Source organism: Mesorhizobium sp. M0772, assembly GCF_040320135.1.
Lineage (GTDB): Bacteria > Pseudomonadota > Alphaproteobacteria > Rhizobiales > Rhizobiaceae > Mesorhizobium.
The window spans coordinates 35,453-61,679 of record NZ_JAMYPB010000015.1 but is presented as its reverse complement, the minus strand read 5'-3'; the positions used below and the strand labels follow the sequence as shown (position 1 = coordinate 61,679).

Genomic DNA, 26,227 nt, shown 5'->3' with positions numbered 1-26,227 from the left:
TCGCTGCTACTTCGGCAGCGTATAGGCCATCACATAGTCGCCCGGCTTGGTGCCGACCGAGCCGTGGCCGCCGGCGACGATGACCACGAACTGGCGGCCGTCGGCGACGGTGTAGGTCATCGGCGTCGACTGCCCACCGGCCGGCAGCCTGGCCTGCCAGAGCTGCTTGCCCGATGTCAGGTCATAGGCGCGCAGATAGTCGTCGACCGCCGCGCCCAGGAAGACGACGCCGCCGGCGGTGATCATCGGCCCGCCAATGCCGGGAACACCGACCTTCAGCGGCAAGGGCAACGGCGTCATGTCATAGACGGTGCCGTTGCGGTGCTTGTAGGCGATCTTGCCGGTTCTGAGGTCCGCTCCCGCCACATAGCCCCATGGCGGCGCCTGGCAGGGCACGCCGAGCGGCGACAGGAACGGCCCCATCACCACCGCATAGGGTGCGCCCTCATTGCGGTTCAGCCCCTGCTCGCTGCCGCGCCCCTCATCCGGGGGCGGCACCTGGTCGCGCGGAATGAGCTGCGATTTGAACGCCAGATAGGTCGGCATGCCGAACATCACCTGCCGCACCGGATCGACGGCGACGCCGCCCCAGTTGAAGGTGCCGAAATTACCGGGATAGACCAGCGAGCCCTGCACCGATGGCGGGGTATAGCGGCCCTCGTAGCGCAGACCCTGGAATTCGATCCGGCAGGCCAGCTGGTCGAACATGGTGATGCCCCACATGTCGGCGCCGGTCAGCGGCCGCGGATTGAAGGAGAGATCCGAGACCGGCTGCGTCGGCGACGTGTGATCGCCCTCGACAGCGCCGCCCGGCGCCGGCACTTCCTTGATCGGGATGATCGGCTCGCCGCTGCGCCGGTCGAGCACGTAGAGGTCGCCCTGCTTGGTCGGTCCAACCAGGCCCGGAACGACGCCGGCAGCGGTGGTGATGTCGACCAGGGTCGGCTGTGCCGGCACATCCATGTCCCAGAGGTCGTGGTGCACGGTCTGCCGCACCCAGCGCACTTGTCCGGTGGCCAGATCGAGCGCGGTGATCGAGGAGGAAAACTTCTCGACATTGGCGCTGCGGCCCATCCCGAGCTGGTCCGGCGTCTGGTTGCCGAGCGGCACATAGAGCAGGCCGAGCTTCTCGTCGGCGCTTGCCGTCGACCACATGTTGGGCGAGTTGTGGGTGTAGGTCTGGCCTGCCGCCAGCGGCGTTGTCTGGTCCGGATTGCCGGAATCCCAGTTCCACACCAGGGCGCCGGTGTCGACGTCGAAGGCCCGGATGACGCCGGACGGCTCTTGCGTCGAATAATTGTCGTTGACCGCGCCGCCGATGATGATCTTGCCGCCCGCAATCAGCGGCGCCGAGGTCGAGTAATAATAGCCCGACTTCGGATACGGCATGTTGGTCAACAGATTGAGCGTGCCGGCTTCGGCGAAGGACGGGCAGACCTGGCCGTTGGCGGCGTCGAGCGCGATCAGCCGCGCATCCGATGTCGGCAGGTAGACGCGAGTCGCGCAAGGCTGGCCGGCGGCGATCTTGGCATCGGCATAGTAGGACACGCCGCGGCAGGTCTGGTGCTGGCGGTCCTTGTCGAGCTTGATCTTGGGATCGAAACGCCATTTCTCCTTGCCGGTGGCGGCATCGATGGCGATGGCGAAATTGTGCGGCGTGCAGATATAGAGCGCATCGCCCACCTTCAGCGGCGTCACCTGGTAGGTGGTTTCGCCGACATCGTCCGGCCCTTTCACGTCGCCGGTCTGGTAGGTCCAGGCCGGCTGCAATTTGGCGACATTGTCGGGCGTGATCTGGTCGAGCGGCGAATAGCGCTGGCCAAATTGCGTGCGGCCGTAGAAGTGCCATTCACCGGGAGGCACATTGCCGCCGAGATCGGCAGTCGGCGTCACCTTGTCGGCGCTGAGGTCGCCGGCGATGTCCTTGGGATCGGCCGTCATCGAATAACCGGCGACGGCGAGCGAAGCGAGCACGGCCAGAATGAGCGGCGCTCGCGCGTCGGGGCCGGTCAGGCCCCGCCTTGCCCAAGGCGTCAGCAGCCACAGCGCCAGAAGCACGATGATGCCGCCGCGCGGTCCGAGTTCCCACCAGTCGAAGCCGATTTCCCACACCGCCCAGGCCAGCGTGCCGAGCACGATCGCCGCGTAGAGCCAGAGCGCCGTCGATTTGCGCCGGAAGAGCAGCCATGCGGCGATCAGGAAGGCGAGACCGGTGACGACATAGTACCAGCTGCCGCCCAGCATCGCGAGCCAGACGCCGCCGCCGCCAAGTGCCAGGCCGATGAGGAACAGGATGAGGGAGGTGATGACGACAGCCAAGACGATACTCCTTCGACTGATGCGCTTTGCAGCGCCTCACGGGCAGCCGCCCCTGCCCTGTCGCCAGCTTTCTCCCCCAGGCCGCGTGTGTCAAGCTGGCCCTGCCAGCATAAGGCGAGAGCAAACGCTCGACTTCATTCCGCTCCCACGCTGCAGCACCTCCACGACATTGTCGGGCGTCGGGACGATGAAATTCGCACTGCGCCCCAGAATCTCACTTCCAAACCAGAACAAAACGTAGACACTTCTGGTCTTTCGCTCCCGAATCACTACATTCGGGGGAGATGTCCGGCTTTGCGGAAGACATGCCCTTTTTTGACGAACCCAATGCGCGGCCCGCGGCCCCGTCGGGCATAGCGGCGCGCGCCATGGCGGCCCGCAGCGGCCCCAACAGCGCGCCCGATTATCTCAACGGCCTCAACCCCGAGCAGCGGCTGGCGGTGGAAACCACCGAAGGCCCGGTCCTGGTGCTGGCCGGCGCCGGCACCGGCAAGACACGCGTGCTGACCACCCGCATCGCCCATATCCTGGCCACCGGCAGGGCTTTCCCCTCGCAGATCCTGGCGGTGACCTTCACCAACAAGGCCGCGCGCGAGATGAAGCAGCGCATCGGCCATCTCGTCGGCGAAGCCGTCGAGGGCATGCCGTGGCTCGGCACCTTCCACTCCATCGGCGTCAAGCTCTTGCGGCGGCACGCCGAGCTGGCCGGGCTCAAATCCGATTTCACCATCCTCGACACCGACGACGTCGTACGGCTGATCAAGCAGCTGATCCAAGCCGAAGGCCTCGACGACAAGCGCTGGCCGGCCAAGCAGTTCGCGCAGATGATCGACGGCTGGAAGAACAAGGGCCAAGGCCCCGCCGACATTGCCGAGGGCGATGCCCGCAGCTTCGCCAACGGCAAGGGCCGCGAGCTCTACAAGGCCTATCAGGAGCGGCTCAAGACCCTGAACGCCTGCGACTTCGGCGATCTGCTCTGCCACCCGATCCGCATCTTCCGCGCCAATCCGGACGTGCTGAAGGACTACCACAAGCGCTTCAAATACATCCTCGTCGACGAGTACCAGGACACCAACACGGCACAGTACATGTGGCTGCGCCTGCTGGCGCAGCGGCCTGAAGGCAAGCCGATCTCCCCCCATGTGGGGGAGATGTCCGGCAGGACAGAGGGGGGCGCGAAAGATCGCGGCGTCTCCGATAATCAAAATGCAAATGCCGGCGGGACAGCGCCCCCCTCTGTCGGCTCCGCCGACATCTCCCCCACAAGGGGGGAGATTGGGCGCTCTTCGGCCGAAACCCGCGCCACCGTAAACATTTGCTGCGTCGGCGACGACGACCAATCGATCTATGGCTGGCGCGGCGCCGAGGTCGACAACATCCTGCGCTTCGACAAGGATTTCCCGGGCGCCACCATCATCCGGCTGGAGCGCAACTATCGCTCGACCGCGCACATCCTCGGGACCGCCTCGCACCTCATCGCCCACAATGAGGGCCGCTTCGGCAAGACGCTGTTCACCGAAAAAGTGGCCGAGGACGACGAGAAGGTGCATGTCCACGCCGCCTGGGATTCCGAGGAGGAGGCCCGCGCCGTCGGCGAGACCATCGAGACCTACCAGCGTGCCAAGCATAACCTCAACGACATGGCCATCCTGGTCCGCGCCTCCTTCCAGATGCGCGAATTCGAAGACCGCTTCGTCACGCTCGGCATCAACTACCGCGTCATCGGCGGCCCGCGCTTCTACGAGCGCATGGAAATCCGCGATGCACTGGCCTTTTTCCGCGTCGTCGCCCAAGGCGCCGACGACCTCGCCTTCGAGCGCATCGTCAATGTGCCCAAGCGCGGCTTGGGTGAAGCCACCATCCGGCAGATCCACGACACGTCGCGTGCGTTGCGCATCCCGATGCTGGAGGCAGCCTCCAAGCTCGCCGAAAGCGATGAATTGAAGCCCAAGCCCCGCGCGGCCTTGCGCGAAGTGGCGGCCAATTTCGAGCGCTGGCAGAAGGCGCTGGAAACCACGCCGCACACCGAACTCGCCGAGACCATTCTGGAGGAGAGCGGCTACACCGACATGTGGAAGAACGACCGCTCGGTCGAGGCGCCGGGCCGGTTGGAAAACCTGAAAGAGCTGATCCGCTCGATGGAGGAGTATGAATCGCTGCGCTCCTTCCTCGAACATGTCGCTCTGGTCATGGACGCCGAGCAGAACGCCGAGCTCGACGCCGTCAACATCATGACGCTGCATTCGGCCAAGGGCCTCGAATTCGAGACCGTGTTCCTCCCCGGCTGGGAGGAAGGCCTGTTTCCGCACCAGCGCGCGCTGGACGAAGGCGGCCGCTCCGGCCTGGAGGAAGAGCGCCGTCTCGCCTATGTCGGCCTGACCCGGGCCAAGAAGAACCTGCATCTGTGGTTCGTCTCCAACCGCCGCATCCACGGCCTGTGGCAGTCGACCATCCCGTCGCGGTTTCTGGACGAACTGCCGCAAGCCCATGTCGAGGTCGCCGAAAGCGGCAACTCCTATGGCGGCTACGGCAATACCTATGGCGGCGGTTCGTTCGCGTCGGGCCGTGGCGGCCAGGGCGCAGGACGGCAGAACCCCTACGGCGCCTCGCGCTTCGACAATGTCGGCGCGGAAAATTCCGGCGCCTTCTCCAACACCTATGCGACGCCCGGCTGGCAGCGCGCGCAGGCCAACCGCACCGAGGCGACCGACCGCAACTGGGGCTCGCGCTCCGGCCACCAGGTCGAGCGCATCGGCTATGGCGAGACCGACTCCGGCTACGGCGCCGGCCGAACCAGCGTCAAAGGCCGCACCATTGACGGCGAACTGGTCGCCAAATCCGTCGCCGACACGCCGTCGCCCTTCAGCGTCGGCGACCGCGTCTTCCACCAGAAATTCGGCAACGGCAACATTTCCAACATCGAAGGCAACAAGCTGACCATCGACTTCGACAAGGCCGGCCAGAAACGCGTGCTGGACGGGTTTGTGGCGGCGGTGTGAGCGCCCGCTTGCCCTGTTGTCCTACAAGCGACCACGTTGTTGTGGCCCGGCGGAGCCCTCCACGCGTTCGTCATCCTATGGCGGAGCAAGGAGCACAGCGACGCAGTGTAGACCCGAGGATCCATGCCGCGTCTTCAACGCGTTGCCACGGTGCAGAATTCTGCGCCGCGGCACTCCACGGCCAAGGTCACGGAATGGATTCCAGGGCCTACGCGACGGAGCTTCGCTCCTGCTCCGCCCTAGAATGACGAAGCGACGGGCGTCTGCCCAATCGTCGGGGCATGCGGTCCGCAACATGAGCGTCCCCGTCAATTAGCCCCCTCACCTATACCTTGCCTGGTTCCACTTATGCCCCAGCAGCGACAGGATGATGATCAGCCCGTTGAAGAACTGCACGTAGAAGCCGCTCAAGCCCGCCGCCACGACGCCGGTCTGGATGAACGACACGGTGACCGCGCCGATCGCTCCACCGGCGACCGTACCGATGCCGCCCCAGGTCGGCGTGCCGCCGACGAACACCGAAGCCAGCACCGGCAAGAGATAGCCGTCGCCCGCGGTCGGCCACCAGGTGAAGTTGATCATCACCGAAAACGTGCCGGCGATCGCGGCCCCGATGCCGGTGAAGATGAACACTTTCACCCGCACACGCTTGACGTCGATGCCCATCTGCTGGGCGCTGTCGGGGTTGTCGCCGACGACCCTCACCTGCGCGCCGAAGCGGTGCCGGTTGTAGAGCATTGCCGACAAAATGACGAAGGCGAGTGCCCAGAAGACCTGTACCGGAAAACCCCACACCTGACCGGAGAAGATGGTGTACGCCCAGCTGTCGCTGAGACCGGTCAATGCCGTCGATCTGCCCTCGTTGATGATCTGGATCAGTCCCCGCAGCAGGAAATTCATGCCGAGGGTGGCGATCAGCGACGACAGCCCGCCATAAACGACCAGGGATCCGACGAGAAAGCCGAGCAGCGTGCCGGTGAGAATCGCCGCTGCGATGCCGAGAAACGGATCGTAGCCGGCCTGCACCACCAGCGCGAACACCCAGGAGGCAAAGCCCATGGTTGCGGGAAACGACAGGTCGATCTCGCCGCAAGTGACGACGAAGACCAGCGGCACCACCACGAACAGCGCAACGGGCAGCGTGGTCAGCACGGATCTGTAGAGATACCAGGTGGTGAACACGGTCGGGTTGGCGATCAGGAACGCCGCCATCATGATGATGAACACGGCGAGCGTGCCGAGCGCTGCGCGGTTGTCGATGACGAAACCGCGCAGCCAATGGTCGGACGGATGCTTCCACTCAGGCCGGGCTGCCTTGCCGCCGAGAGGGCTCTGCAGATCGGGTTCCATGGTCTTGCTCATCGTACTGCCCTCTCCGCGTCGCCGGCCTCGTGCAGCCCCGGCAATCCGCCGGGATGCGCAACGTCTTCCATGAAGTTGATCAGCTCTTCGGCCGACTTGACCTCGGTGCGATCGGCGGTCAGCGCCACCTTGCCGCGGTCAATCACAACGAAGCGGTCGGCAATGTCGAAGACGTGATGGATGTTGTGGCCGATGAACAGGATCGAACGGCCGCTCGCCCGCACCTGGCGCACGAAATGGAAGACCTTGGCGGTCTCGGTGAGCGACAGCGCCGTCGTCGGCTCGTCGAGGATGATCAGCTCCGCCTGCTTGTAGATGGCGCGCGCGATCGCCACGCCCTGGCGTTCGCCGCCGGAGAGCTGGCCGACGATGGAATGCGGCGTGAACACCTTCGAGGTGAAGCCGATCTCGCGCATCAGCCGGCTCGCCTCCTCTATCTCTTTATTGACCTTCAGAAAGCCCATGAAGCCGGTGAGTTCGCGGCCCATGAAGATGTTGCGCACGATGGTCTGCTGCACGGCCAGCGCCCGGTCCTGGAAGACCGTCTCGATGCCGGCGTCGCGCGAGCGCGCCGCACTCCAGCCGGTCACCGGCTTGCCGCGCACCAGGATCTCGCCGCTGGTCGGCTTGACGACGCCGGACAGAATCTTGATCAGCGTCGATTTGCCGGCGCCATTGTCACCGATCAAGCCAACCACCTCGCCGCGGTCGACCGAGAGATTGACCCCGCCCAGCGCATAGACCTGGCCATAGGATTTGCTGATGTCGCGCAGTTCGATGATGCGTTCGGCCATGGCGATCCTCGCTCCTGTGGTATCATCCCGGCCTGGTGCCGGCGGTCCTGCCGGCCGGGCTTGCGCCCAGCCGGCGGCTTGGGAGGTCAGCGCAGCGCCTGCTTGGCGAGCTCGGCGACGATCTCGTAATTCTGCGGCGTGACGAAGCCCGCCCCGGTGTCGACATTCATCGGCGCCAGGCCCAGCACCACCTGCTGGCAAAGGCTGAGGATCGGCAGATAGCCTTGCAGAAACGGCTGCTGATCAGCCGTCAGCTGCACCCAGCCGCCCTTGAACGCCTCGACGATCTGCGGGCTGGTATCGAAGCCGAAGTTGAAGATGTCGCCGGGCTTGCGTCCTGCCGCCTGCATGTAGGTGGCGACGTTGCCCAGCATCTGGCCGCCGGGATAGCCGACCGCCTTGACGTCGGGATTGTTGAGCAGGGCCGCGGTGATCACCGGTATCGCCAGATTGGGGTCGGACGCCCATTCGCCGCTCGGCGGCGACGACAGCTGGATGACCTCGACGCCGGCTTCCTTGAGTGCTGCCACCGTGCCGCGCTCGCGCGCGCCGCGGGCCTCGTTCTCGAACGGGCCGATCATGATCGCCTTGTCGCCGGACTTGAGATTGCCGAGCTTGAACGCTTCGACGCCGAGCGCGCGGCCCTGCTGCTCCTGCTGGGCGCCGACATAGCCGCCGCCGAACGCAGCCACCACCGTCGGCACCGGCACGTTCTGGTACATCATCTTGATGCCGTCCTTGTGCGCCTGTTCGGCCAGCGGCATGATCGCGGCGTCGCCGGGATGGCCCATCATGGCAATGCCGTTGGGCTTCACGGCGACGGCCTCGCGCAATTGCTGAACCATCTTCTCGACGTCCCACTGCGAGAAGATGTAGTCGACCTTGGGTCCGAGATCGGACGCCGCCTGCTTGGCGCCATTGTAGACGATGGTGCCGAAAGCGTCGCCCTCGGCGCCGCCGACGAAGAAGCGGATGTGGACATCCTTGCACCACTGGGCGTCGAGCGCCTGCGCCGGCAGAGTGGAGATGGCAGCACACAGCGCCGTGGCGGCGGCCACGACGGTCGAGCGCAGAAGTGTCGTTCTCATTGCGATGCTCATGCACGTTCCTCCCTTTTGTCCTCGGTGAGCCGAGGGGTTTCGTCAGTCGCTTCTCGGCAGTGCTTGTCGGCAGTGCTTGGCAATCTGTCCGGCCGGCTCCTCCCACCGGCCCTCAATCACGCCGGGTTCGGCAGATAGGTCGCTCCTCCGCGGCATTGCTTGAGGTATTCCAGCCCGCGCACCTGACCTGTGATTTCGAGGTCGCCGCGATAGACCGGGTCGTGCCACCCTTCGATGTCGATAGCGCCCTTGTAGCCGGCCAGCCGCAATTCGCTGATCACCCGCGTCCAGTCGCTGTCGCCAAACCCGGGTGTGCGCATCTGCACGAAGGGCAGCTTGCCGAACACGCCGTGCTCGCGGATCACATCCCAGCGCACCGTCGCGTCCTTGCCGTGGACATGGAAGATGCGCGGCGCCCAGTTGCGGATCTGCGGCATCGGGTCGATGAGGTAGACAAGCTGATGGCAGGGCTCCCATTCCAGGCCGAGATTCTCGTCGGGCAATTCGTTGAACATCAGCTCCCAGGCGTCCGGATTGTGGGCGATGTTCCAGTCGCCGGCGGCCCAGTTGCCGTCCATGGCGCAATTTTCGAAGGCAATGCGCACGCCCTTGTCGGCAGCGCGTTTGGCCAGCGGCCCCCAGACCTCACGGAAGCGCGGCAGGCTGTCGGTCAGCTTCTTGCCGCGCAGGCGGCCGGTGAAGCCGCTGACCGTCGAGGCGCCGAACAGATGCGCATTGTCGATGACGGTTTCCCAGGCCGCGAGCACGCCGCGATCGACCTCGCCGTCCTCCAGCGGATTGCCGAACACGCCGATCGACGACACGGCGACATCGGCATCGCCGATCGCCTCGCCAATCTCACCGGCGAGCCGGGGCAAGTCCTTGCCGCCCAGCGTCTGCCAGAAGAAGGGCTGGATGCTCTCGAAGCCGAGCGGCAGAATCTCTTTGATGTAGGCGGCCGGGTCTTCGAGATTGGCCCGCACCATGGTGCCGATCCGGATGTCGAGAAGCGGGTTTGGCATCATGATGCTTCCTGTGTGATTGCGACGCGCCGTCCGGTCTCGGCGCTTTCGATGGCGCCGAAAACCATGGCCAGGCTTTTGATGTTGTCGCTGCCACGGGTTTCCGGCTCGCTACCGGTCTCGATGGCGTGGATGAAATCCTTGATGACGCCGAGATGACCGCCGATGCGGTCGGCGGGATCGAGCGGCGGCACGATGATGGGCTGGGTCAGGTCGAACAGGCCGTCGCGGACCGACAACACAACCTCGGCCTTCAGCCCGTCCTCGCCGTCCCAGAGCAGGCTGCCGTGCTCGGCGACGATGCGCCATGTGCTCTCCCAACTGGTGCGGAAGCCCGCCGCGCACCAGGAGCCTGCATAGGTGAAGCGCTTGCCGCCACCGAGATCGAAGATAGCGCTGGCCGACGATCCCTGCCGGTACCAGGAATTGGCCGGCTCCCATTCCTGGCAAAAAACACCGGCGGGATCGCCTGCGACCATGTAGCGGGCGGCGTCGAATGTGTGGATCGCCATGTCGAGCAAGAGCACATGGGCCATCTCCTCGCGAAAGCCGCCGAAATGCGGCGCGACGAAGAAGTCGGCATGGATGCTGGTTGGCTTGCCGATGGCGCCGGAATCGAGAAACCGCCTGATGCGCCGGACATTGGCGACATAGCGGCGGTTCTGCACGACCGCATGGACGCGCCCCGCGTTACGCGCCGCATCGACGATGGCGCGCGCATTTTCCGGAGTATCGGCCAGCGGCTTTTCCGTCAGCAGATGGCAATTATGGGCAAAGGCGGCAAAGGCGACATCACGCCGGGCGGCTGGAACCACGACATCGAACACCGCGTCGGGCCTGGTCTGGTCGAGCACCGCGTCGAGGCTGGTGCCGATTACCGCGCCGTCGAGCCCGTATTCGTGCACCCTCGCCTTCGCCCGTTCGGCGTCGAGATCGACAAGGCCGACAATGGCCAGCCCGTCGATCTGCCTCGCGGCATCGAGCCAGGCCTTGCTCATCGCACCACAGCCGACGAGGACGGCATTCATCATCCGGCATTCCTCCCGTCCGGTCCCTCCAGACCGAATGTCACGGCATTTCCGGCATCACCGTAAACGTTTCTCCGTAAACGTTTACGAGAACACACCCGATGGCGTAGAATGTCAATCGGCTGCCAGCGAAAATCATCCCGAAGCCTTGGCCTGGGCGGCAGCCGGTGCTAGCCAAGACAGGGGGAGAACTGTCCTTGGCGTCCAGCATCCATGACCTTGCGCGTCACCTGAACATTTCGATCGGCACCGTGTCGCGGGCGCTGAACGGCCGCGCCGACGTCAATGCCGACACCCGCCAGCGCGTGCTCGCCGCCGCCAAGCAATTGAACTATTCGCCCAACCAGTCCGGCCGCAGCCTGCGGCAAGGCACCACCCATTCGATCGCCTTCATGCTGCAGCCGCATCCGGGCGACCAGCAATATGGCGAACCGTTCTTCATCCCGTTCCTGATCGGTCTGCAGGGCCGACTGGCCGAGGATGACCTGGATCTGATGGTCGTCATGGGCGAGCCCGGCCAATATCAGCAGGAGAGGCTGCGCCGCGTGGTTGAGACGCGCCGAGCCGACGCGGTCGTGTTGGCCAACACACGGCGGGAAGACGATCGGATCGACTATCTCAGCAAGGCTGGCTTTCCCTTCGCCACGCTTGGCCGAAGTCAATCCGGCGACGACACCTATCCTTCGCTCGATATCGATTTCGAGAGGGCGGGTGATGAAGCCGTCGACCGGCTGGTCGCGCGCGGCCACCGCCGCATTGCCGCCATCCGCCCTTCGCTGGATCTCAACTTCGGCTACCTGTTCCTCGACGGCTACCGCAAGGCGCTGGGGCGGCATGGCATCGAAGTCGACCCCGGCCTGATCGCCGACGGCTTCATCAACGAGGCCGGAGGCTACCAGGTGACGCCGCGCGTGATGCTCTCCAAGGACCGGCCCACAGCCATCATCTTCAACAATGACGCAATGGCGCTCGGCGGCTGCAAGGCACTGGCCGAGATGGGCATCAGGCCCGGCCACGACATCGCGGTGATCGTCATCGTCGACACGCCGCTCTGCCGTTATTTCTCGCCGGCGCTGACCGCCTTCCGTCCGTCGCTGGAGCCGATGGGCCGGCGGCTGGCCGAAATGCTGCTGGCCTCGCTTCCCGCCTTTGCCGGCCCGGAAGGTCCGCGCATCATCCGCGAAGTCTGGCCGCTGGAACTGATCGCCCGCGACAGCGATTGATCATTGCGCTCTTCCCTCTCCTACAAGGGACAAGGAAGAGGCCCTCTCTGTCACGCAAGTATCATGTTCGCGTCCTAGACCGCTTTGCGAGAGGGCGACATCGTCGATGCGATGCGGTGGCCCCTTTGCGCCGCTCAAGGCTTGTCACAAAAAGGATCTCCATGAAAATCTCGCACCGAACCGTGTCGCTCGGCGCCGCGCTGGCGCTGTTTACCGCCCTGACCTCTGCCCTTGCCGACAGCACCGCCACCGTTGGCGGCTTCGTCAACAAGGGCCTGGTCGGCGTCGGCCGCATCCCGGCCGATCAGAAGGACAAGTTCGGCGAGACCTTCGGCTCCGGCTCCGGCATGTCCATCGACGCCGCAAGCTGGACCCGTGGCGCGGACGGCTACAAGGGCTCGCTCTGGTTGCTGCCGGACCGTGGCTACAATGTCGTCGGCACCACCGATTACCGGCCGCGCCTCAACACTATTCATATCGAATTCACGCCGACCGCACTGGGCGCCACGCCCACCTCCGGCCAGGAACAGACAGGCGTCAAGGCGACGCTTGCCGATTCCCTGCTCCTCACCGACGACAAGGGCGCTGACGCCACCGGCCTCGATCCGCTCAACGGCGTGCGCGCGGCCAATGGCGACCTGCCGATCCTGCCCGAGGCCAATGGCAAGCTGGCGCTCGACAATGAGGCGATCGCGCGGCTGCCCGACGGCACCATGTTCATCTCTGACGAATACGGCCCCAACATCTACCGCTTCTCGGCCGACGGCCATCTGTTGTCGGCAACGCAGCCGCCCGCCGCTTTGGTGCCGATGCGCAAGGGCGCGCCGAACTTCGCCTCCGACAATCCGGGCCCCGGTGCAGCCGAACCCGATCCGAAGGATCCCGAAACCGGCCGCCAGAACAATCAAGGCCTCGAAGGCATGGCGCTGACGCCGGACGGCAAGTCGCTGATCACTATGCTGCAGTCGGCGCCCCGCCAGGATGGCGGCGATTCGCCCGCGACGCGCCAGAACACCCGCGCGCTGGTCTACGACGCCTCCGACCCGGCCCATCTCAAGCTGGTGCATGAATATGCCGTGCCGCTGCCGGTGTTCAAGGACGCCAAGGACAAGACCAAGGTCGCCGCGCAGAGCGAAATCGTGGCGCTGTCCGACAAGACCTTCCTGATGCTGGCGCGCGACAGCGGAAACGGCCAGGGGGTGAAGGGCGATACTTCGCTGCTGCGCCAGATTTTCGTCGTCGACGTCTCTGGCGCCACCGACATTGCCGGCGGCGCCTTCGATGCCGCCGACAAGCCGCTGGCGCCCAAGGGCGTGCTCGACCCCTCGGTGACCCCGGCCAAGCTGACGCCGTTCATTGACATCAACGACAACAAGGAACTCGGCCGTTTCGGCCTGCATGACGGCAAGCCGAACGACAAGAACAATCTCTCGGAGAAGTGGGAAGCAATGTCTGTGGTCAGCCTGCTCGAGCCGGCGCTGCCCGACGACTATTTCCTGTTCGTCGGCAACGATAACGACTTTCTCACCCAGGACGGTTTTCAGGTCGGCGCGCCCTACAAGGCCGACGACGGCGCCGATGTCGACACCATGTTCCTGGTCTATCAGGTCACGCTTCCGGGCCTCGCCAAGAAGTAGCCGTTTACGGAAAGGCGGACGCGCCCGGCGCGTCCGCCTCTAAACGTCTGTCGGCGATCAGCGATGCCGTGAAGGCACCTATTTCAAAATCTCCGCATCCCTTGGCACGCCGGCATCGATCGGCTCGGCGGTCCGGCTCGACACGGCCATGATCTTGCCTGCGGCCGACAGGTTCGGGCGCACATAGACCTGGGCTACGCCGTTGACCCGGCTGTAGAGGTCGATAATGTCCTGGTTCATGAAGCGCACGCAGCCCGACGACGCGTTCTTGCCGATGGAATCCCATTCCGGCGTGCCGTGCAGCCGGTACATCGTGTCCTTGCCGTCGCGGAACAGATAGAGCGCGCGCGCGCCGAGCGGGCTCTGCGGTCCGGGCGGCATGCCGTCCTTGTATTTCGCCAGTTCCGGCCGGCGCTGGATCATTTCCGGCGGCGGCGTCCACACCGGCCATTTCTTGCGCGCCTGGATCACGGCGCTGCCGGTCCAGCCAAACCCGGCCTTGCCGAGGCTGACGCCATAGCGCATTGCCTTGCCGCCGTCGCGCACCAGATAGAGAAAATGCTCGGATGTATCGACGACGATCGTGCCGGGTTTTTCGCCGGTCGGATCGTCCACGATCTGGCGCACGAATTTCGGATCGAGCTTGGCCACGGGGATTGCCGGCAACGAAAAGCCCTCATCGACGCGCGCCGAATACATGGTGGCGGCATCGCCGAAAGCGGGCTCGGGTGCGGGTGCCGGCGCCGGCGTCGGCGGTACTGCCACATCAGTGGTTGTGCAGGCCGAAAGTGCCATGGCAGCGGCACCCAAAGTGGATGCTCCCAGAAACGCGCGCCTATTCAGGCGCTCAGAAAATAATGGATTGTCGGACATGATCCCCCCGGTTTGCGGCCCCTCGCGGCGATGACCCATAGCCCATCACGCAAGCTTTGAGAACCTGATCGCCTCAGCCGCGTTAAGCGTGATGTTCCAATGCCGCATCGACCTTGTCCGTTAAATCGGCGATCATTGCCGGGCGGACTTTGAGATGAACCTTCGCCGAACAGCCCATGGACGAAAAAATACTACCGCGCCGGCGCACCGGCGATCTCACCAGCGGCCCAATCCCTCGCACGCTGCTGTTGTTCGCGCTTCCGGTGCTCGGTTCCAATGTGCTGCAGTCGCTCAACGGTTCGATCAACGCCGTCTGGGTCGGCCGCTTCCTCGGTGAATCGGCGCTGACGGCGACCTCAAACGCCAATCTGGTGCTGTTCCTGATTCTTGGCACCGTGTTCGGCATCGGCATGGCCGCCACCATCCTGGTGGCGCAATCGGTCGGCGCCCGCGACCTGCCCGAGGCGCGGCGCATCGTCGGCACCAGCGCCAGCTTCTTCTTCCTCGTCTCGGCTATCTTCGCCGTCTGCGGCTGGATCTGGGTCGACGCTATCCTCAACACACTGGGCACCCCGCCCGATGCGCTGCCGCTGGCGCGCTCCTATCTGCGCATCATCTTCGTCGCCGTGCCGATGATGAATCTTCTGTCCTTCGTCATGACGGTGCTGCGCGGTGCGGGTGATTCGCGCACGCCATTTTTCTTCATGGCGCTCGCCGTCGTGCTCGACATCATCCTCAATCCGCTGCTCATTCGCGGAATCGGCCCCTTCCCCGAGCTCGGCATCGCCGGCTCCGCCACCTCGACGCTGATCGGCCAGACGGTGAGCGTGATCGCCATCCTCGTCGTGCTTTATGCCAGAAAGCATCCGTTGCGGCTCGCCGGCGCGAACCTCGCTCTGCTGCGGCCGGATCCGGCGCTGCTCAGGATCGTCGTCTTCAAGGGCGTGCCGATGGGCCTGCAGATGATCGTCATTTCGGCGGCGGCGCTGACCGTGATGGGCATCGTCAACTCCTACGGCTCGCAGGTCGCCGCCGCCTACGGCATCGCGGCGCAGCTGTGGACCTATATCCAGATGCCTGCACTGGCGATCGGCGCCGCAGTCTCGTCGATGGCGGCCCAGAATGTCGGCGCAGGGCGGTGGGACCGCATCGGTCGCATCGCGGCGTCCGGCGTCGGCTTCAACCTGGTGCTCACCGGCGCCCTGGTGGCGCTGCTGTTCTTCTTCGACAGGCCGGTACTCGGCCTGTTCCTTAGCGGGGACAGCACCGCAATCGACATTGCAGCCCACATCAACAAGGTGGCGTCCTGGTCGTTCATCCTGTTCGGCGTCACCATCGTGCTGTTCGCGACCGTGCGCGCCACCGGTGCCGTGATGCCGCCGCTGATCATTCTGGTGATTTCCGTGATGGTCGTGCGTACCGGCTTTGCCTACTTCTTCAGGAGCTACATCGGCGAGGAAGCGCTGTGGTGGAGTTTTCCGGCGGGATCGATCACCTCGCTGGTGCTGGCCGCCGCCTATTATCGCTTCGGCCGCTGGCGCACCATGCACATGATCGAGGACCGGCCGGCCGCCGGCGAGCCGCCCGACACCGGCCTCGGCATCCCGCGCGGACGGGCAAACATGGCGCCCGGGACGCCAAGCGGGTGAGGCTCAGCGCGCGTATTTGACGCCGAACCCCAGCGCTACGACAGAGAACAGCGTGATCATGCCGGCGAAGGCCAGGCTTGCCGTCGTCGGAGTGGCCCAACTCGACAGCAGCCCAATGCCGATCACCGGCAGCGCATTGCCGCAGAAGCAGCAGATGAAGAACGCCGACACCAATTCGGCGCGACGCTCGGCAGGTGCGATCTGGTTCACCACCTGCAGGCCGCCGCGATAGCCGAGCGCCGCCGCCACGCCGCACACAGCGGTGGCGGCAACCATCAGGGACATCGACGCGAAAAACTGAGCAGCAACCATCAGCCCTACGGCCGGGATCATCAGCGCCAGCGCGGCCAGCATGCCGGCGCGACTGGACAGTCGGGTCGTGGCCAGAATGGTCGCGGCCGCAACGATCGACAGTTCAAAGAACAGCCCGCCAGCCTCGGCATGGTTGGCCACATGCAGCTGCTGCGCCAGGATGCTCGGCGCCAGGGCTGCATAGAAGCCGACCAGCGCCATGGCGCCGAAGCCGGTGACGGCCGGCGCCACGAAAGCGGCGCGGATATCAGCGGGCACCGACAGCCGCGGCCGCAGCGAAACATCGGCCAACCTTCCCGGCCGCGAAACGGTTTCCCTGGTGCGCCAGATCAACAGCGTCACCACCACGAGCAAGGCAAGATAGACCGCAAACGTTAGTCTCAACGGCCAGGGCGCATATTCGGCGAGCAGGCCCGATGCCAGCGCGCCGAGGCCAAGGCCAACGAAGTTGGTGCTGGTGGCGATGATTGCCGCGCGCGATTTGTCCTTACCCTCGATCAACTCGGCAAGCCAGGCCGTGCCGGTTCCCGCGCCGACGCCGATGCCAAGGCCGCTCAATATGCGGGCGACATCGAGCCATGCGACATTCTCGGCCAGCAGGAACACCACCGCGCTGACCACCGCTATGGCCATCGACGCCAGCGCCGCAGGACGGCGGCCAATGCCGTCGGACAAGCGCCCGAACATCAGCAATGCGCCGAGATTGCCGACGACATAGACGGCGTAGACCAGCGTCAGCGTGATCTGCGAGAAACCGAAGGCCTGCTTGTAGATGACGTAAAGCGGCGTCAGCACCGTGCTGCCGGCGAACAGCGCGGCGATCATGGCGGCAACCGCGGCCATCGCGGGCCGGCCATCGAGTCCGTTGTCGCGCGTCGTGGTCTCGGCATAGCTGGTCATGGCAACCTCCGGCCAATCGCCCAACGCCCAATTGCGCCCCAACGTCCATGTAAGGATGGCCGTTCCACGCGCCGAACTTCATCCTGACAACCTTGTCAGGATGGTCTTGCCCGAAGTCCTCGCTTAACGTCTTTCCATCGAGAGGGAGAATCCATGGGAAAAGGTAGAGTCGAGGCATTCACCGATGGGGTGGTCGCCATCATCATCACCATCATGGTGCTGGAGCTGAAAGTGCCGCATGGCCAGGATTTTTCAGCGCTTCTGCCGCTGTGGCCGATCTTTTTCAGCTATGTCTTGTCGTTCATCAATGTCGGCATCTACTGGAACAATCTGCACAACATGTTCCACACCGTCCAAAGGGTCGACGGCCGCGTGCTGTGGCCAACCTCAACCTTCTGTTCTGGTTGTCGCTGATGCCGGCAACGACGGCCTTCATGGGCGAGAACCATTTCGCGCCCGTCCCCGTCGCGGTCTATGGCATCGACCTGGTGCTGTGCGCGGTCGCCTACACCTTTCTCGCCACCAAGCTGCACCATTTGCACGGCAACGACACCGCCTTCGCCAAGGCGCTGGGCAATGACCGCAAGGGCAAGATCTCGGTGGCCCTCTACGCCGCAGCCGTCCCGCTTGCCTTCGTCAACCAATGGATCGGCGTTGCGATCTTCGTGCTGGTGGCCGCCGTCTGGTTCGTGCCGGACACGCGTTTTTCGCGGGTGCTGGAAAAGTAGCGTAGCACGTCTCTACTTGCGCATCGCCTTCAGCTTTTCGGCAACCGACGCCGCAAGGTCGGCATAGCGCTCCTCCAGTCGCTCGGCCGCCTTGATGATCGAAAAATCATGGCCGAATTTTTCCAGCGCCATGCGCAATTTCTCGACGAACTCGGCCTGTTTTTCGAGTGCCGAAAACAAGGTCTTCACCTGCGCTTCGCTTATGTCCGGATTGGCAAGCATCTGCGGCACCTCGCGGCCCATCTGGTCGCCGGTGGCGGTCTGCTCCTTCAGGATCGCAACCCAGTCGGTCAATCGGCAGTCTCCCTGTTCGGCAGCAGCATGCACAGCCGCCGTTGATGCGGTCAACCCGAACACGCGGGACGGCCTTGCACGATGCGCGTCCCGCGCTAAGTTCGGCGCCACCCGAACCCTAGGAAAAAGATCATGACCTCCGACGCCGAAATCCAATCCGCTTTGCCCGCCCTCAGCCGAGGCAACGTCGCCGTCATCACCGGGGGCGCCAGCGGCATCGGGCTTGCCGCTGCCAAAAGGCTGGCGGCTATGGGCATGAGACTGGTGCTGGCCGACATTGGCGGCGCGCGCCTCGATGCGGCCCGCCAGGCAGTCGCCGCGATCGCCGGCGAGAATGCCGTGCTTGCCGTCGCCACAGACGTCTCGAAGGCCGACGAACTCGACCGGCTGGCGGAAAAGACGCATGCCGCTTTCGGCGCCGCATCGCTGCTGATGAACAATGCCGGTGTCGGCAACAATCCGGGAAAACCGTGGCAGAACGGCGACGCCTGGAAGCGGCTGATCGACATCAATTTCTGGGGCGTCGTACATGGCGTCGAGGCCTTTGCGCCGGCCATGCTGGCCTCCGGAGAGCCGGGCCTGATCATCAACACCGGCTCCAAGCAAGGCATCACCACGCCACCCGGCAATCTCGCCTACAACGTCTCCAAATCGGCATTGAAGACGTTCACCGAAGGCCTGGCGCACGCATTGCGCAACGAGCCGGGCGCGAAGGTCGCGGCGCATCTTCTCATTCCCGGCTTCACCTTCACCGGCCTCACCGAAGGAGCGGTCGAAAAACCGGCTGGCGCCTGGACCGGCGAGCAGGTGGTCGACTTCATGCTGGCTTCGCTGGCGCGTGGGGACTTCTACATCCTGTGCCCCGACAATGAGGTGATGCGGCCGACCGATGAAAAGCGCATGGCCTGGGCGATCGGCGACATCATCGAGAACCGGCCTGCTCTCTCGCGCTGGCACCCCGACCATAAGGACGCTTTCGCGGCCTTTATGGGAAACTGATCGTCGAACTCAGCCAAAGCCGAGACTCAGGCGGGCGCGCGTTTTTTCGCGGTGCGCTTTTGCGAGACGGCCTTCTTGGCCGCGAGTTCGGCGAGCTCGTGGTCATGGCGTTTTGCCGCCCGCTCGCATTTGTCTCTGATCTCCTCGACCTCGGATTCGGTCAGGTGCTCGATGCCGATGAAATGATTGTGGCCCTCGCTGACGCGGATCAGTTCGTCGAGCTTGGCCTGAACCGCGGCACCGTCGCGGTTCTGGGTGTTCTGGATCAGGAACACCATCAGGAAGGTGATGATCGTCGTTCCCGTGTTGATGACGAGCTGCCACGTATCGGAAAAGCCGAAGAATGGCCCGCTTACCGCCCAGACGATAACGATGGCGCAGCAGGCGATGAAAGTCGGCGGCAGGCCCGCCAAGTGCGAAACGGTGTTGGCGATTCTGGTAAACAGCTTTTCGATCATTCACATCCTCAACGGGTCAAAGCGCGATGAGCTGACCAAGGCCGCATTCATCGCTCCAACAATAAACAACCGGCAGCCGCTTCCGGTTCCCTGTCGCAGATGGCATCGCTGATGCAATTGTATGCACGCCAAAGGCGCAGCGCCGTGAAAAGCCGCCTTATCGGTTTGTTGCCATTAGTCACCATGCAGGCCAAAAAACCTGTTCCGTCCGCTTCACGCGGATTTGTCTCCAAGCCCCTTCCGCTGCGCCACCCCCGCATGGCGGAAGGGGTGCGTTGCGTTGCCGCAGACCGGCGGAACTCTTCCCGACACGTGCCGTTCAGAATTTTGGCGCCAGGATTTCGGCCAGCCAGTCGATGAAACCGCGCACGCGCGGCGAGCTCTCAGGAATGCTCTTGCTCCCAGCGATCGAGGAAATCCTCAATCGGCAAGGCCTGCATGTCGGGAACCGCTTTGGCGAGTTTCTCCGGCGGCCAGTCCCACCAGGCGAGGCTTTCGATCCGCGCCGCGATCTCGGAGGGAAAGCGCATGCGCAACGGCTTCGCCGGTACGCCGGCGACGATTGTGTAGGCCGGTACATTCCGCGTCACCACCGAATTGGCGCCGACGATCGCGCCATTCCCGATGCTGATGCCGGGCATGATGACGGCGCCATGGCCGATCCAGACATCATTGCCGATGCCGACCGCCTTAACCTGCCGCCGCGCGCGGAACGCCGCGTCGACGCCCAGCCAGCGGAAATACTCGTTCGGCCGGTAGCTGAGCTTGTGCTGCGTGATCCGCTCGATCGGATGCTCCAACGCATTGATGCGGCTGTTGGCGGCGATCGAGCAGAATTTTCCGATCGTCGTGTAGATCGCCTCGGCGTGGCGCTCGAAATAGGAGAAATCGCCGACATTGACCTCGCGCAGCACCACCCGTTCGCCGATCGAGGCATAGCGGCCAAGCTTGCACGCTTTCAGCTCCGCGGTCGGATGGATGCGCGGCTCCGGATCTTTCAGGACGAGGTTTTCGGTACGGTCCATCTGGCGGATTTACCCCCGCGCAATTGCAGAAGCAATTGTCGCGTCGCGATCGGACCCGCAGGCGGGGGGATCGTGCGTCGGCTCCGACCGGCTATTTCGGCTTGCCGCCGGTCCACACCACGTTCTGGCCGAACAGCGGCACGGTCGTCACCGACATTTTCGCCGAGCCGTCCTGCACCTGGCGCGAATGCGAGAGATAGATCAGCGTCTCGTTCTTCTTGTCGTAGATGCGGTTCACCACCTGCTTCTTCCAGATCAGGCTGATGCCTTGCTTGAACACCTCTTCGCCGCCTTCGCTCATGTCGATGTCGCCGATGGTGATCGGCCCGGTCTGGCGGCAGGAGATCGAGGAATCAGACGGATCCTCGAACCAGTTGCCCTTGTGCAAGCGGTCGATGACGCTGCGGTCGAAATAGGAGACATGGCAGGTCACGCCGTCGATCTTGGGGTCCTTGATCGCCTCGACGATGATGTCGTTGCCGACCCAATCGACGCCGACCTTGCCGACCTCCTCTGCCGCGGCGGCACCGGCGCCAAGGGCAATGCATGCGGCCAGCGCGCCGCCGATCAGTTTCTGCCCAATCCGTCTCTGCCCAGTCCGTCTTTGCAAGGGAGCCTCCTCAGGTTCGGTTTGCCGGTCTCAGGTGGGATAAGGGCCAGCTGTTTGCAAGGTAGCGTCCAGCCCGGTTGCGGCAACGCGGCATCTTTGCCTTGCTCCCTGCGACCGGCTAAGACTGCTCGCCAACAGGAGCGCCGATCCGGCGCTCGATTTCTGCGACGGACACTTCCTGATGATGCGTTCAATTCTGGTCGGCATTCTGGTTCTGATGGCGGCGGGCATCGGCTGGCTCACCTTTGACTTCTATCGCGGCCATTATGGTGGCGAGCCGTATGGTGCGCCATTCACGCTGGTCGACCAGAAAGGCGCGCCAATCACCGAAGCCGCCTTCCGGGGAAAACCCAGCATCGTCTTCTTCGGCTTCACCCATTGCCCGGAAGTCTGCCCGACCACTTTGTTCGAAATGGCCGGCTGGCTGAAGACGCTGGGCGACGACGGCAAGAACCTCAACGCCTACTTCGTTACCGTCGATCCAGAGCGCGACACGCCGCCGGTGATGAACACTTACGTCAGCAATTTCTCCGACCGCATCGTCGGCATATCGGGCGATCCCGACAAGGTGCACGCGATGGCGAAGTCCTTCAACATCTACTGGAAGAAGGTCGACACCGGCGACGGCGATTACACGATGGACCACACCGCCTCCGCGCTGCTGCTCAACGCCAAGGGCGAGTTTTCGGGCACCATAGCCTATGGCGAAAGCGCCGATACCGCGATCGCCAAGCTGAAGCGGCTGGCGGCAGGCTAGGCATGATCCCGAAATGTGGAATCCGGTTTTCTCGGACAGAAAAGTGTTGTCCAGAGATCATGCTCAAACAAGAGACCAGCTGATGGGTCAGACCAGGCTCCACTTCATCGCTGGGAAGATCGAGGCCGACCGCATCTTTGCCGCGCTCGAACCGGCTTTCGAGGATGAAGGCCTGCCGATCGCCGTGCTCGAAGTCGATGAAGACCGCGACATCTATGAGGTTTCGCTCTACACCGACGGCAATGTCGACGCGGTTGAGGCGCGGCTAAGGGACAGCCTCGCCGGACTGTCCCTGTCGAAGCCGATCGAGCGCGAGGTTCTGCCCGACATCGATTGGGTGGCGCGCTCGCTGGAGGGACTGAAGCCGGTGCGCGCCGGACGTTTCTTCGTCCATGGCGCGCATGACCGCAGGAAGCGCCACAGCGGCGAACTGGCCATCGAGATCGAGGCCGGCCTTGCCTTCGGCACCGGCCATCACGGCACCACGGCCGGCTGCCTCGAAATGCTGGAGCGGGTCGTGCGCCGCGAACGTCCCAGGAATGCCCTCGACCTCGGCACCGGCAGCGCGGTGCTGGCGATCGCCGTCGCCAAACTGGCGCATATTCCGGTGCTGGCGACCGACATCGATCCGATCGCCGTCAGGGTCGCCGCCGCCAACGCCCGCCTCAACCACGTCAAGGCGCTGGTCGAAACGGTGACGGCGCCCGGCTTCCACCACCCGATCTTCGGCAAGCGCGCGCCTTTCGACCTCATCGTCGCCAACATATTGGCGCGGCCGCTGATGCGGCTGGCGCCTGAGATGGCCAGGCACATCAGCCTCGGCGGCTCGATCGTGCTGTCCGGCATCCTCGAGCGCCAGTGCAATGCGGTGATCTCGGCCTATGTCGGCCAGAATTTTCGGCATGTCAGGACCTTGCACCGCGAAGGCTGGGTGACGATCCACCTCAAGCACTGAGACGCAACGCGCTTTGGACCAATCCGAGCCTGTTGCGATTGGCGAAAATCGATTCCGGTTTTCCGGGTCATGCGCTACGGTCGCGCCCGATACAGGAGGCATACCATGTTCCAGACCTTCGATTCCGCAGGCGACCCCAGCGTCGGCAAGCCGCGCGTGACGTTGCTGCGGCGATGGCTGGCGGATAATGGCCTCGACGGTTTCCTGGTGCCGCGCGCCGACGAGCACCAGGGCGAGTATGTCGCCGATCGCTCGGCGCGGCTGAAATGGTTGACCGGATTCAGCGGCTCGGCCGGCGTAGCACTTGTGCAGCGTGACCGCGCCTTCATGTTCGTCGATGGCCGCTATACCTTGCAAGTGCGCCACGAGGTCGATCTCGACATTTTTGCGATCGAGAGTCTCGTCGACAACCCGCCGGCCTCCTGGATCAAGGACAATCTCGGCAAGGGCGCCAGGCTTGGCTTCGACCCGTGGCTGCACACGATCGCTGAGGTCAAGGCGCTGAAAACCTCGGCCGAGCAATCCGGCGCGACGCTGGTGCCGCTCGACAGGAACCCGATCGACATCATCTGGAAGGATCAGCCGGCGCCGCCCGTGGCGCCGGTCGAAATCCACCCGATCGGCTTTGCCGGGGAACTCGCCAAGGACAAGCTGGCGCGGCTGGCGGCGGCAATCGGCAAGGAGGGCGCGACGCACGCCGTGCTCACCGACCCCTCCTCGATCGCCTGGGCCTTCAACATCCGTGGCGGTGACGTGCCGCACACGCCGCTGGCGCTCGGCTTCGCGATCCTTGCCGCCGACGGCAAGCACCAGCTGTTCATGGACCAGCGCAAGTTTTCGCGCACGGTCGCCGCCTATCTCACCCAACTCGCCGATCTGCACGAGCCCGGCGAATTCGAGGCGGCGGTCGTTACCCTTGCCAAGGGCGGCGCCAAGATCGCGCTCGACCCGGTGCTGGCGGCGGAGAAGCTGAGAATGCTGGTCGAGGACAATGGCGGCGCATTTGTTTCAGCGGCCGATCCCGCCCGCATTCCGCGCGCCACCAAGAACCAGGCGGAAATCGCCGGCAGCCGCGCCGCGCACCGCCGAGACGGGGCGGCGGTGGCGAAACTGCTGTGCTGGCTGGAACGGCAGAAGCCGGGCACGCTCGACGAAATAACCGTTGTCACCAAGCTGGAGGAGGTGCGCCGGCAGACCGGCGAGGAAACGCAGATGCCGCTGCGCGATGTCTCCTTCGACACCATTTCCGGCAGCGGTCCGAACGGCGCCATCATGCACTACCGCGTGTCGCGCGCCACCAACCGCGAGCTGGCAAAGGGCGAGCTGTTCCTGCTCGATTCCGGCGCCCAGTATCAGGACGGCACCACCGATATCACCCGCACGGTGCCGATCGGCCAGCCGACCGAGGAGATGCGCGAGCGCTTTACGCTGGTGCTGAAGGGCATGATCGGCATTTCGACGCTGCGCTTTCCCGCCGGCACGCGCGGCTCGGAAATCGACGCGGTGGCGCGCATGGCGCTGTGGAAGCATGGCTGCGACTTTGCCCATGGCACCGGCCATGGTGTCGGCTCGTATCTGGCCGTGCATGAAGGGCCGCAGCGCATCGCCCGCACCGGCACCGAAAAGCTGCTGGCCGGCATGATGCTCTCCAACGAGCCCGGCTATTACAAGGAAGGCTCCTACGGCATCCGCATCGAGAACCTGATCCTGGTGACACCGGCTGAACAGGTCGAGGGCGGCGACATCGCCATGCACGGTTTCGAGACGCTGACGCTGGCGCCGATCGATATCAGGCTGATCCGCACCGACCTGCTGACGCGCGAGGAGTTGCACTGGCTGGATACTTACCATGCCTGGGTGCTGGCCGAGATCGGCCCGATGCTCGACGGCGAGACGCTGGCCTGGCTGGAGAAGGCAACAGCGCCGCTGCCGCACGACGCCAAGATCTGAAATGAGCTTCTTTCTCCCGTCACTATACGGGGAGGTGAGGAGCGGTCCGCGAAGCGGACGAAAAGCCAATTGCTTGGCTTTTCGAGTGACGAACGCCCGGCAGGGCAATGAGGGGCGGCGCCGACCGTTCGAAACTGTTCTGCCCGGCGGGCGCCCTATGCCACAAACTGCCGCGCTAGGATCAGCACCACCGCCCCGGCCAGAAACATCGCCATCAGGCCGCCGCGCAGCGAGACCACAGCGGCGACGACCAGCGCCGCCCATTCCGCCGGTCCGGCGCTGAGTGCGGCGGGCGCCACCAGCGTCGTCAACACCGCGGCCGGCACGGCATTCAAACCCGCCTCGACGCGTGGATGGATGTGGTCGAAGCGCGAGATCACCAGATGGCCGCCGACGCGGGTGAGATAGGTGGCGATCGCGCCGGCAATGATGATCCACAAGGTCGCGCTCATCGTTTTGCCTCCACACCGCTATGGTGCGGCGGCAGGATGACGGCCAGAAGCACGCCGGCAACGGCGCCGATGGAGACGTGCCAGGGCGAGCCCACAGTTTTGTAGGCAATGATCGACGCCGCGGCGCTGGCGATCACCACCGGCAGCCACAGCGGCCGCTTGCGAAAGCCCATGACCAGCCCGAGGAAATAGATCGGCAGCAGGAAATCGATGCCCAGGGCATGCGTGTCGGGGATCAGCTTGCCGAACACCGCACCCAGCGCGCTTTCAATCCCCCAGAACACATAGACCGGCAGGCCAAGGCCCATGTACCAGGCAAAGCCGACGGTCTCGCCGGCTTCGGCCCTGCGCTCCGCCACCGCGAACTGCGGATCGGTGAGCACGAAATAGCCCAGCGCTTGGCTGATAACCGGCCAGTGCGCGATTCGCCGGCCGATGCTGGCGGAGTAAAGCACGTGGCGGAAGTTTACCGCGAAGATCGACAGCACGATCAGCCATGGCGCGACATGCTGGCCGAACAATTCGATGCCGACCATCTGGCTGGCGCCGCCGAAGATCAGCGCGCTCATCAAGAAAGCTTCGAGAACGGAAAAGCCGTTGTCGACGGCGATGGCGCCGAACAGCAGCCCAAATGGTGCCGCAGCGACAACGACCGGCATCGACAGCCGCACGCCGTCCCAGAAGTCGCTGGCCACAGAATTTTCGCTTAAGGTCTCTGCCGACATGCCACATTCCCATCTCGCGCTGCTATGTAGGAGCCGGCGTTTGAAAAGTCAGACGA

Annotated in this window: 24 protein-coding genes; 10 read left to right on the top strand and 14 right to left on the bottom strand. The window is 64.4% G+C overall.

Going from position 1 to position 26,227, the window contains the following annotated elements:
* Positions 1-6: 6 nt before the first annotated feature.
* Positions 7-2,319 (bottom strand): glucose/quinate/shikimate family membrane-bound PQQ-dependent dehydrogenase, encoded by a 2,313-nt coding sequence (locus NKI06_RS13015; protein ID WP_352985623.1) that lies wholly within the window; start codon positions 2,317-2,319, stop codon positions 7-9.
* A gap of 284 nt (positions 2,320-2,603) precedes the next feature.
* Here NKI06_RS13015 and NKI06_RS13010 point away from each other — a divergent pair, with 284 nt between their 5' ends.
* Positions 2,604-5,318 carry an ATP-dependent helicase gene (locus NKI06_RS13010; protein ID WP_352985621.1) on the top strand — a complete coding sequence of 905 codons (2,715 nt, stop codon included), beginning with the start codon at positions 2,604-2,606 and terminating at the stop codon, positions 5,316-5,318.
* Between the two features lie 321 nt (positions 5,319-5,639).
* Here the strand turns inward: NKI06_RS13010 and NKI06_RS13005 are convergent, their stop codons facing one another.
* From NKI06_RS13005 to NKI06_RS12985, 5 genes are all read right to left on the bottom strand, one after another.
* On the bottom strand, positions 5,640-6,680 hold the full coding sequence (locus tag NKI06_RS13005; protein ID WP_023668309.1) for an ABC transporter permease: 1,041 nt from the start codon (positions 6,678-6,680) through the stop codon (positions 5,640-5,642).
* Positions 6,677-7,474, bottom strand: coding sequence for an ATP-binding cassette domain-containing protein (locus tag NKI06_RS13000; RefSeq protein WP_352723543.1), 798 nt, complete (start codon positions 7,472-7,474; stop codon positions 6,677-6,679). The genes NKI06_RS13005 and NKI06_RS13000 overlap by 4 nt, the downstream gene beginning before the upstream one ends.
* A gap of 86 nt (positions 7,475-7,560) precedes the next feature.
* Positions 7,561-8,574, bottom strand: coding sequence for a substrate-binding domain-containing protein (locus tag NKI06_RS12995; protein WP_023682113.1), 1,014 nt, complete (start codon positions 8,572-8,574; stop codon positions 7,561-7,563).
* 116 nt (positions 8,575-8,690) lie between these two features.
* The gene (locus NKI06_RS12990; protein WP_352985618.1) at positions 8,691-9,599 is read right to left on the bottom strand and encodes a sugar phosphate isomerase/epimerase family protein; all 909 of its coding nucleotides are present in this window, start codon (positions 9,597-9,599) and stop codon (positions 8,691-8,693) included.
* On the bottom strand, positions 9,596-10,627 hold the full coding sequence (locus tag NKI06_RS12985; protein ID WP_352985616.1) for a Gfo/Idh/MocA family protein: 1,032 nt from the start codon (positions 10,625-10,627) through the stop codon (positions 9,596-9,598). The genes NKI06_RS12990 and NKI06_RS12985 overlap by 4 nt, the downstream gene beginning before the upstream one ends.
* A gap of 194 nt (positions 10,628-10,821) precedes the next feature.
* On the opposite strand from NKI06_RS12985, the gene NKI06_RS12980 reads away from it, so the two are divergent.
* Together NKI06_RS12980 and NKI06_RS12975 are read left to right on the top strand one after the other, a co-directional pair.
* Entirely contained in the window at positions 10,822-11,847 is a 1,026-nt protein-coding gene (locus tag NKI06_RS12980; protein WP_023697001.1) for a LacI family DNA-binding transcriptional regulator, read from the top strand.
* A gap of 161 nt (positions 11,848-12,008) precedes the next feature.
* Positions 12,009-13,484 (top strand): esterase-like activity of phytase family protein, encoded by a 1,476-nt coding sequence (locus NKI06_RS12975; protein WP_352985614.1) that lies wholly within the window; start codon positions 12,009-12,011, stop codon positions 13,482-13,484.
* A 78-nt stretch (positions 13,485-13,562) separates the two neighbouring features.
* On the opposite strand, the gene NKI06_RS12970 is transcribed toward NKI06_RS12975, so the two are convergent.
* A complete protein-coding gene (locus NKI06_RS12970) occupies positions 13,563-14,357 on the bottom strand; it encodes a L,D-transpeptidase (RefSeq protein ID WP_352839911.1) in 795 nt (264 codons plus the stop codon).
* 176 nt (positions 14,358-14,533) lie between these two features.
* Here NKI06_RS12970 and NKI06_RS12965 point away from each other — a divergent pair, with 176 nt between their 5' ends.
* Positions 14,534-16,006: an MATE family efflux transporter gene (locus NKI06_RS12965; RefSeq protein ID WP_023739847.1), complete on the top strand. Its 1,473-nt coding sequence runs from the start codon at positions 14,534-14,536 to the stop codon at positions 16,004-16,006.
* 3 nt (positions 16,007-16,009) lie between these two features.
* Here NKI06_RS12965 and NKI06_RS12960 read toward each other — a convergent pair whose 3' ends face one another.
* Positions 16,010-17,218: an MFS transporter gene (locus tag NKI06_RS12960; RefSeq protein WP_023668300.1), complete on the bottom strand. Its 1,209-nt coding sequence runs from the start codon at positions 17,216-17,218 to the stop codon at positions 16,010-16,012.
* Positions 17,219-17,371: 153 nt separating this feature from the next.
* Here NKI06_RS12960 and NKI06_RS12955 point away from each other — a divergent pair, with 153 nt between their 5' ends.
* Together NKI06_RS12955 and NKI06_RS12950 are read left to right on the top strand one after the other, a co-directional pair.
* A complete protein-coding gene (locus tag NKI06_RS12955) occupies positions 17,372-17,632 on the top strand; it encodes a TMEM175 family protein (protein WP_352985611.1) in 261 nt (86 codons plus the stop codon).
* Positions 17,596-17,946, top strand: coding sequence for a hypothetical protein (locus tag NKI06_RS12950; protein ID WP_352985609.1), 351 nt, complete (start codon positions 17,596-17,598; stop codon positions 17,944-17,946). Before NKI06_RS12955 ends, NKI06_RS12950 begins: the two co-directional genes overlap by 37 nt.
* 12 nt (positions 17,947-17,958) lie before the next feature.
* Here the strand turns inward: NKI06_RS12950 and NKI06_RS12945 are convergent, their stop codons facing one another.
* Positions 17,959-18,240: a hypothetical protein gene (locus tag NKI06_RS12945; protein ID WP_023668298.1), complete on the bottom strand. Its 282-nt coding sequence runs from the start codon at positions 18,238-18,240 to the stop codon at positions 17,959-17,961.
* A gap of 132 nt (positions 18,241-18,372) precedes the next feature.
* Between NKI06_RS12945 and NKI06_RS12940 the strand changes: the two genes are divergently transcribed.
* Complete coding sequence (locus tag NKI06_RS12940; RefSeq protein ID WP_352985607.1) at positions 18,373-19,239, top strand: SDR family NAD(P)-dependent oxidoreductase; 867 nt, start codon at positions 18,373-18,375, stop codon at positions 19,237-19,239.
* Positions 19,240-19,265: 26 nt separating this feature from the next.
* Here the strand turns inward: NKI06_RS12940 and NKI06_RS12935 are convergent, their stop codons facing one another.
* The 3 genes from NKI06_RS12935 to NKI06_RS12925 form a co-directional block, all read right to left on the bottom strand.
* Positions 19,266-19,697, bottom strand: coding sequence for a low affinity iron permease family protein (locus NKI06_RS12935; protein WP_031197064.1), 432 nt, complete (start codon positions 19,695-19,697; stop codon positions 19,266-19,268).
* 383 nt (positions 19,698-20,080) lie between these two features.
* Positions 20,081-20,722, bottom strand: coding sequence for a DapH/DapD/GlmU-related protein (locus NKI06_RS12930; protein WP_352985605.1), 642 nt, complete (start codon positions 20,720-20,722; stop codon positions 20,081-20,083).
* Between the two features lie 91 nt (positions 20,723-20,813).
* A complete protein-coding gene (locus NKI06_RS12925) occupies positions 20,814-21,332 on the bottom strand; it encodes a CreA family protein (protein WP_023753104.1) in 519 nt (172 codons plus the stop codon).
* Between the two features lie 181 nt (positions 21,333-21,513).
* Here NKI06_RS12925 and NKI06_RS12920 point away from each other — a divergent pair, with 181 nt between their 5' ends.
* The 3 genes from NKI06_RS12920 to NKI06_RS12910 all read left to right on the top strand — a co-directional run bounded on the left by NKI06_RS12920 (position 21,514) and on the right by NKI06_RS12910 (position 24,994).
* On the top strand, positions 21,514-22,089 hold the full coding sequence (locus NKI06_RS12920; RefSeq protein WP_023697009.1) for an SCO family protein: 576 nt from the start codon (positions 21,514-21,516) through the stop codon (positions 22,087-22,089).
* An 82-nt stretch (positions 22,090-22,171) separates the two neighbouring features.
* Positions 22,172-23,044: a 50S ribosomal protein L11 methyltransferase gene (locus tag NKI06_RS12915; protein ID WP_023682125.1), complete on the top strand. Its 873-nt coding sequence runs from the start codon at positions 22,172-22,174 to the stop codon at positions 23,042-23,044.
* A gap of 105 nt (positions 23,045-23,149) precedes the next feature.
* Positions 23,150-24,994, top strand: a complete 1,845-nt coding sequence (locus NKI06_RS12910) for an aminopeptidase P family protein (protein ID WP_352985603.1) — start codon at positions 23,150-23,152, stop codon at positions 24,992-24,994.
* A gap of 155 nt (positions 24,995-25,149) precedes the next feature.
* Here the strand turns inward: NKI06_RS12910 and NKI06_RS12905 are convergent, their stop codons facing one another.
* Together NKI06_RS12905 and NKI06_RS12900 are read right to left on the bottom strand one after the other, a co-directional pair.
* Complete coding sequence (locus NKI06_RS12905; protein ID WP_023690882.1) at positions 25,150-25,446, bottom strand: AzlD family protein; 297 nt, start codon at positions 25,444-25,446, stop codon at positions 25,150-25,152.
* Positions 25,443-26,171: an AzlC family ABC transporter permease gene (locus NKI06_RS12900; protein ID WP_352985600.1), complete on the bottom strand. Its 729-nt coding sequence runs from the start codon at positions 26,169-26,171 to the stop codon at positions 25,443-25,445. Before NKI06_RS12900 ends, NKI06_RS12905 begins: the two co-directional genes overlap by 4 nt.
* Between the last annotated feature and the right edge of the window lie 56 nt (positions 26,172-26,227).

What these genes read in the sequence shown, in the direction of transcription:
- NKI06_RS13010 (WP_352985621.1), top strand. Translation starts at nt 2,604, where the DNA reads ATGTCCGGCTTTGCGGAAGACATGCCCTTTTTTGACGAACCCAATGCG.
- NKI06_RS13005 (WP_023668309.1), bottom strand. Translation starts at nt 6,680, where the DNA reads ATGAGCAAGACCATGGAACCCGATCTGCAGAGCCCTCTCGGCGGCAAG.
- NKI06_RS13000 (WP_352723543.1), bottom strand. Translation starts at nt 7,474, where the DNA reads ATGGCCGAACGCATCATCGAACTGCGCGACATCAGCAAATCCTATGGC.
- NKI06_RS12995 (WP_023682113.1), bottom strand. Translation starts at nt 8,574, where the DNA reads ATGAGCATCGCAATGAGAACGACACTTCTGCGCTCGACCGTCGTGGCC.
- NKI06_RS12990 (WP_352985618.1), bottom strand. Translation starts at nt 9,599, where the DNA reads ATGATGCCAAACCCGCTTCTCGACATCCGGATCGGCACCATGGTGCGG.
- NKI06_RS12985 (WP_352985616.1), bottom strand. Translation starts at nt 10,627, where the DNA reads ATGATGAATGCCGTCCTCGTCGGCTGTGGTGCGATGAGCAAGGCCTGG.
- NKI06_RS12975 (WP_352985614.1), top strand. Translation starts at nt 12,009, where the DNA reads ATGAAAATCTCGCACCGAACCGTGTCGCTCGGCGCCGCGCTGGCGCTG.
- NKI06_RS12970 (WP_352839911.1), bottom strand. Translation starts at nt 14,357, where the DNA reads ATGTCCGACAATCCATTATTTTCTGAGCGCCTGAATAGGCGCGCGTTT.
- NKI06_RS12965 (WP_023739847.1), top strand. Translation starts at nt 14,534, where the DNA reads ATGGACGAAAAAATACTACCGCGCCGGCGCACCGGCGATCTCACCAGC.
- NKI06_RS12960 (WP_023668300.1), bottom strand. Translation starts at nt 17,218, where the DNA reads ATGACCAGCTATGCCGAGACCACGACGCGCGACAACGGACTCGATGGC.
- NKI06_RS12955 (WP_352985611.1), top strand. Translation starts at nt 17,372, where the DNA reads ATGGGAAAAGGTAGAGTCGAGGCATTCACCGATGGGGTGGTCGCCATC.
- NKI06_RS12940 (WP_352985607.1), top strand. Translation starts at nt 18,373, where the DNA reads ATGACCTCCGACGCCGAAATCCAATCCGCTTTGCCCGCCCTCAGCCGA.
- NKI06_RS12935 (WP_031197064.1), bottom strand. Translation starts at nt 19,697, where the DNA reads ATGATCGAAAAGCTGTTTACCAGAATCGCCAACACCGTTTCGCACTTG.
- NKI06_RS12930 (WP_352985605.1), bottom strand. Translation starts at nt 20,722, where the DNA reads ATGGACCGTACCGAAAACCTCGTCCTGAAAGATCCGGAGCCGCGCATC.
- NKI06_RS12920 (WP_023697009.1), top strand. Translation starts at nt 21,514, where the DNA reads ATGATGCGTTCAATTCTGGTCGGCATTCTGGTTCTGATGGCGGCGGGC.
- NKI06_RS12915 (WP_023682125.1), top strand. Translation starts at nt 22,172, where the DNA reads ATGGGTCAGACCAGGCTCCACTTCATCGCTGGGAAGATCGAGGCCGAC.
- NKI06_RS12910 (WP_352985603.1), top strand. Translation starts at nt 23,150, where the DNA reads ATGTTCCAGACCTTCGATTCCGCAGGCGACCCCAGCGTCGGCAAGCCG.
- NKI06_RS12905 (WP_023690882.1), bottom strand. Translation starts at nt 25,446, where the DNA reads ATGAGCGCGACCTTGTGGATCATCATTGCCGGCGCGATCGCCACCTAT.
- NKI06_RS12900 (WP_352985600.1), bottom strand. Translation starts at nt 26,171, where the DNA reads ATGTCGGCAGAGACCTTAAGCGAAAATTCTGTGGCCAGCGACTTCTGG.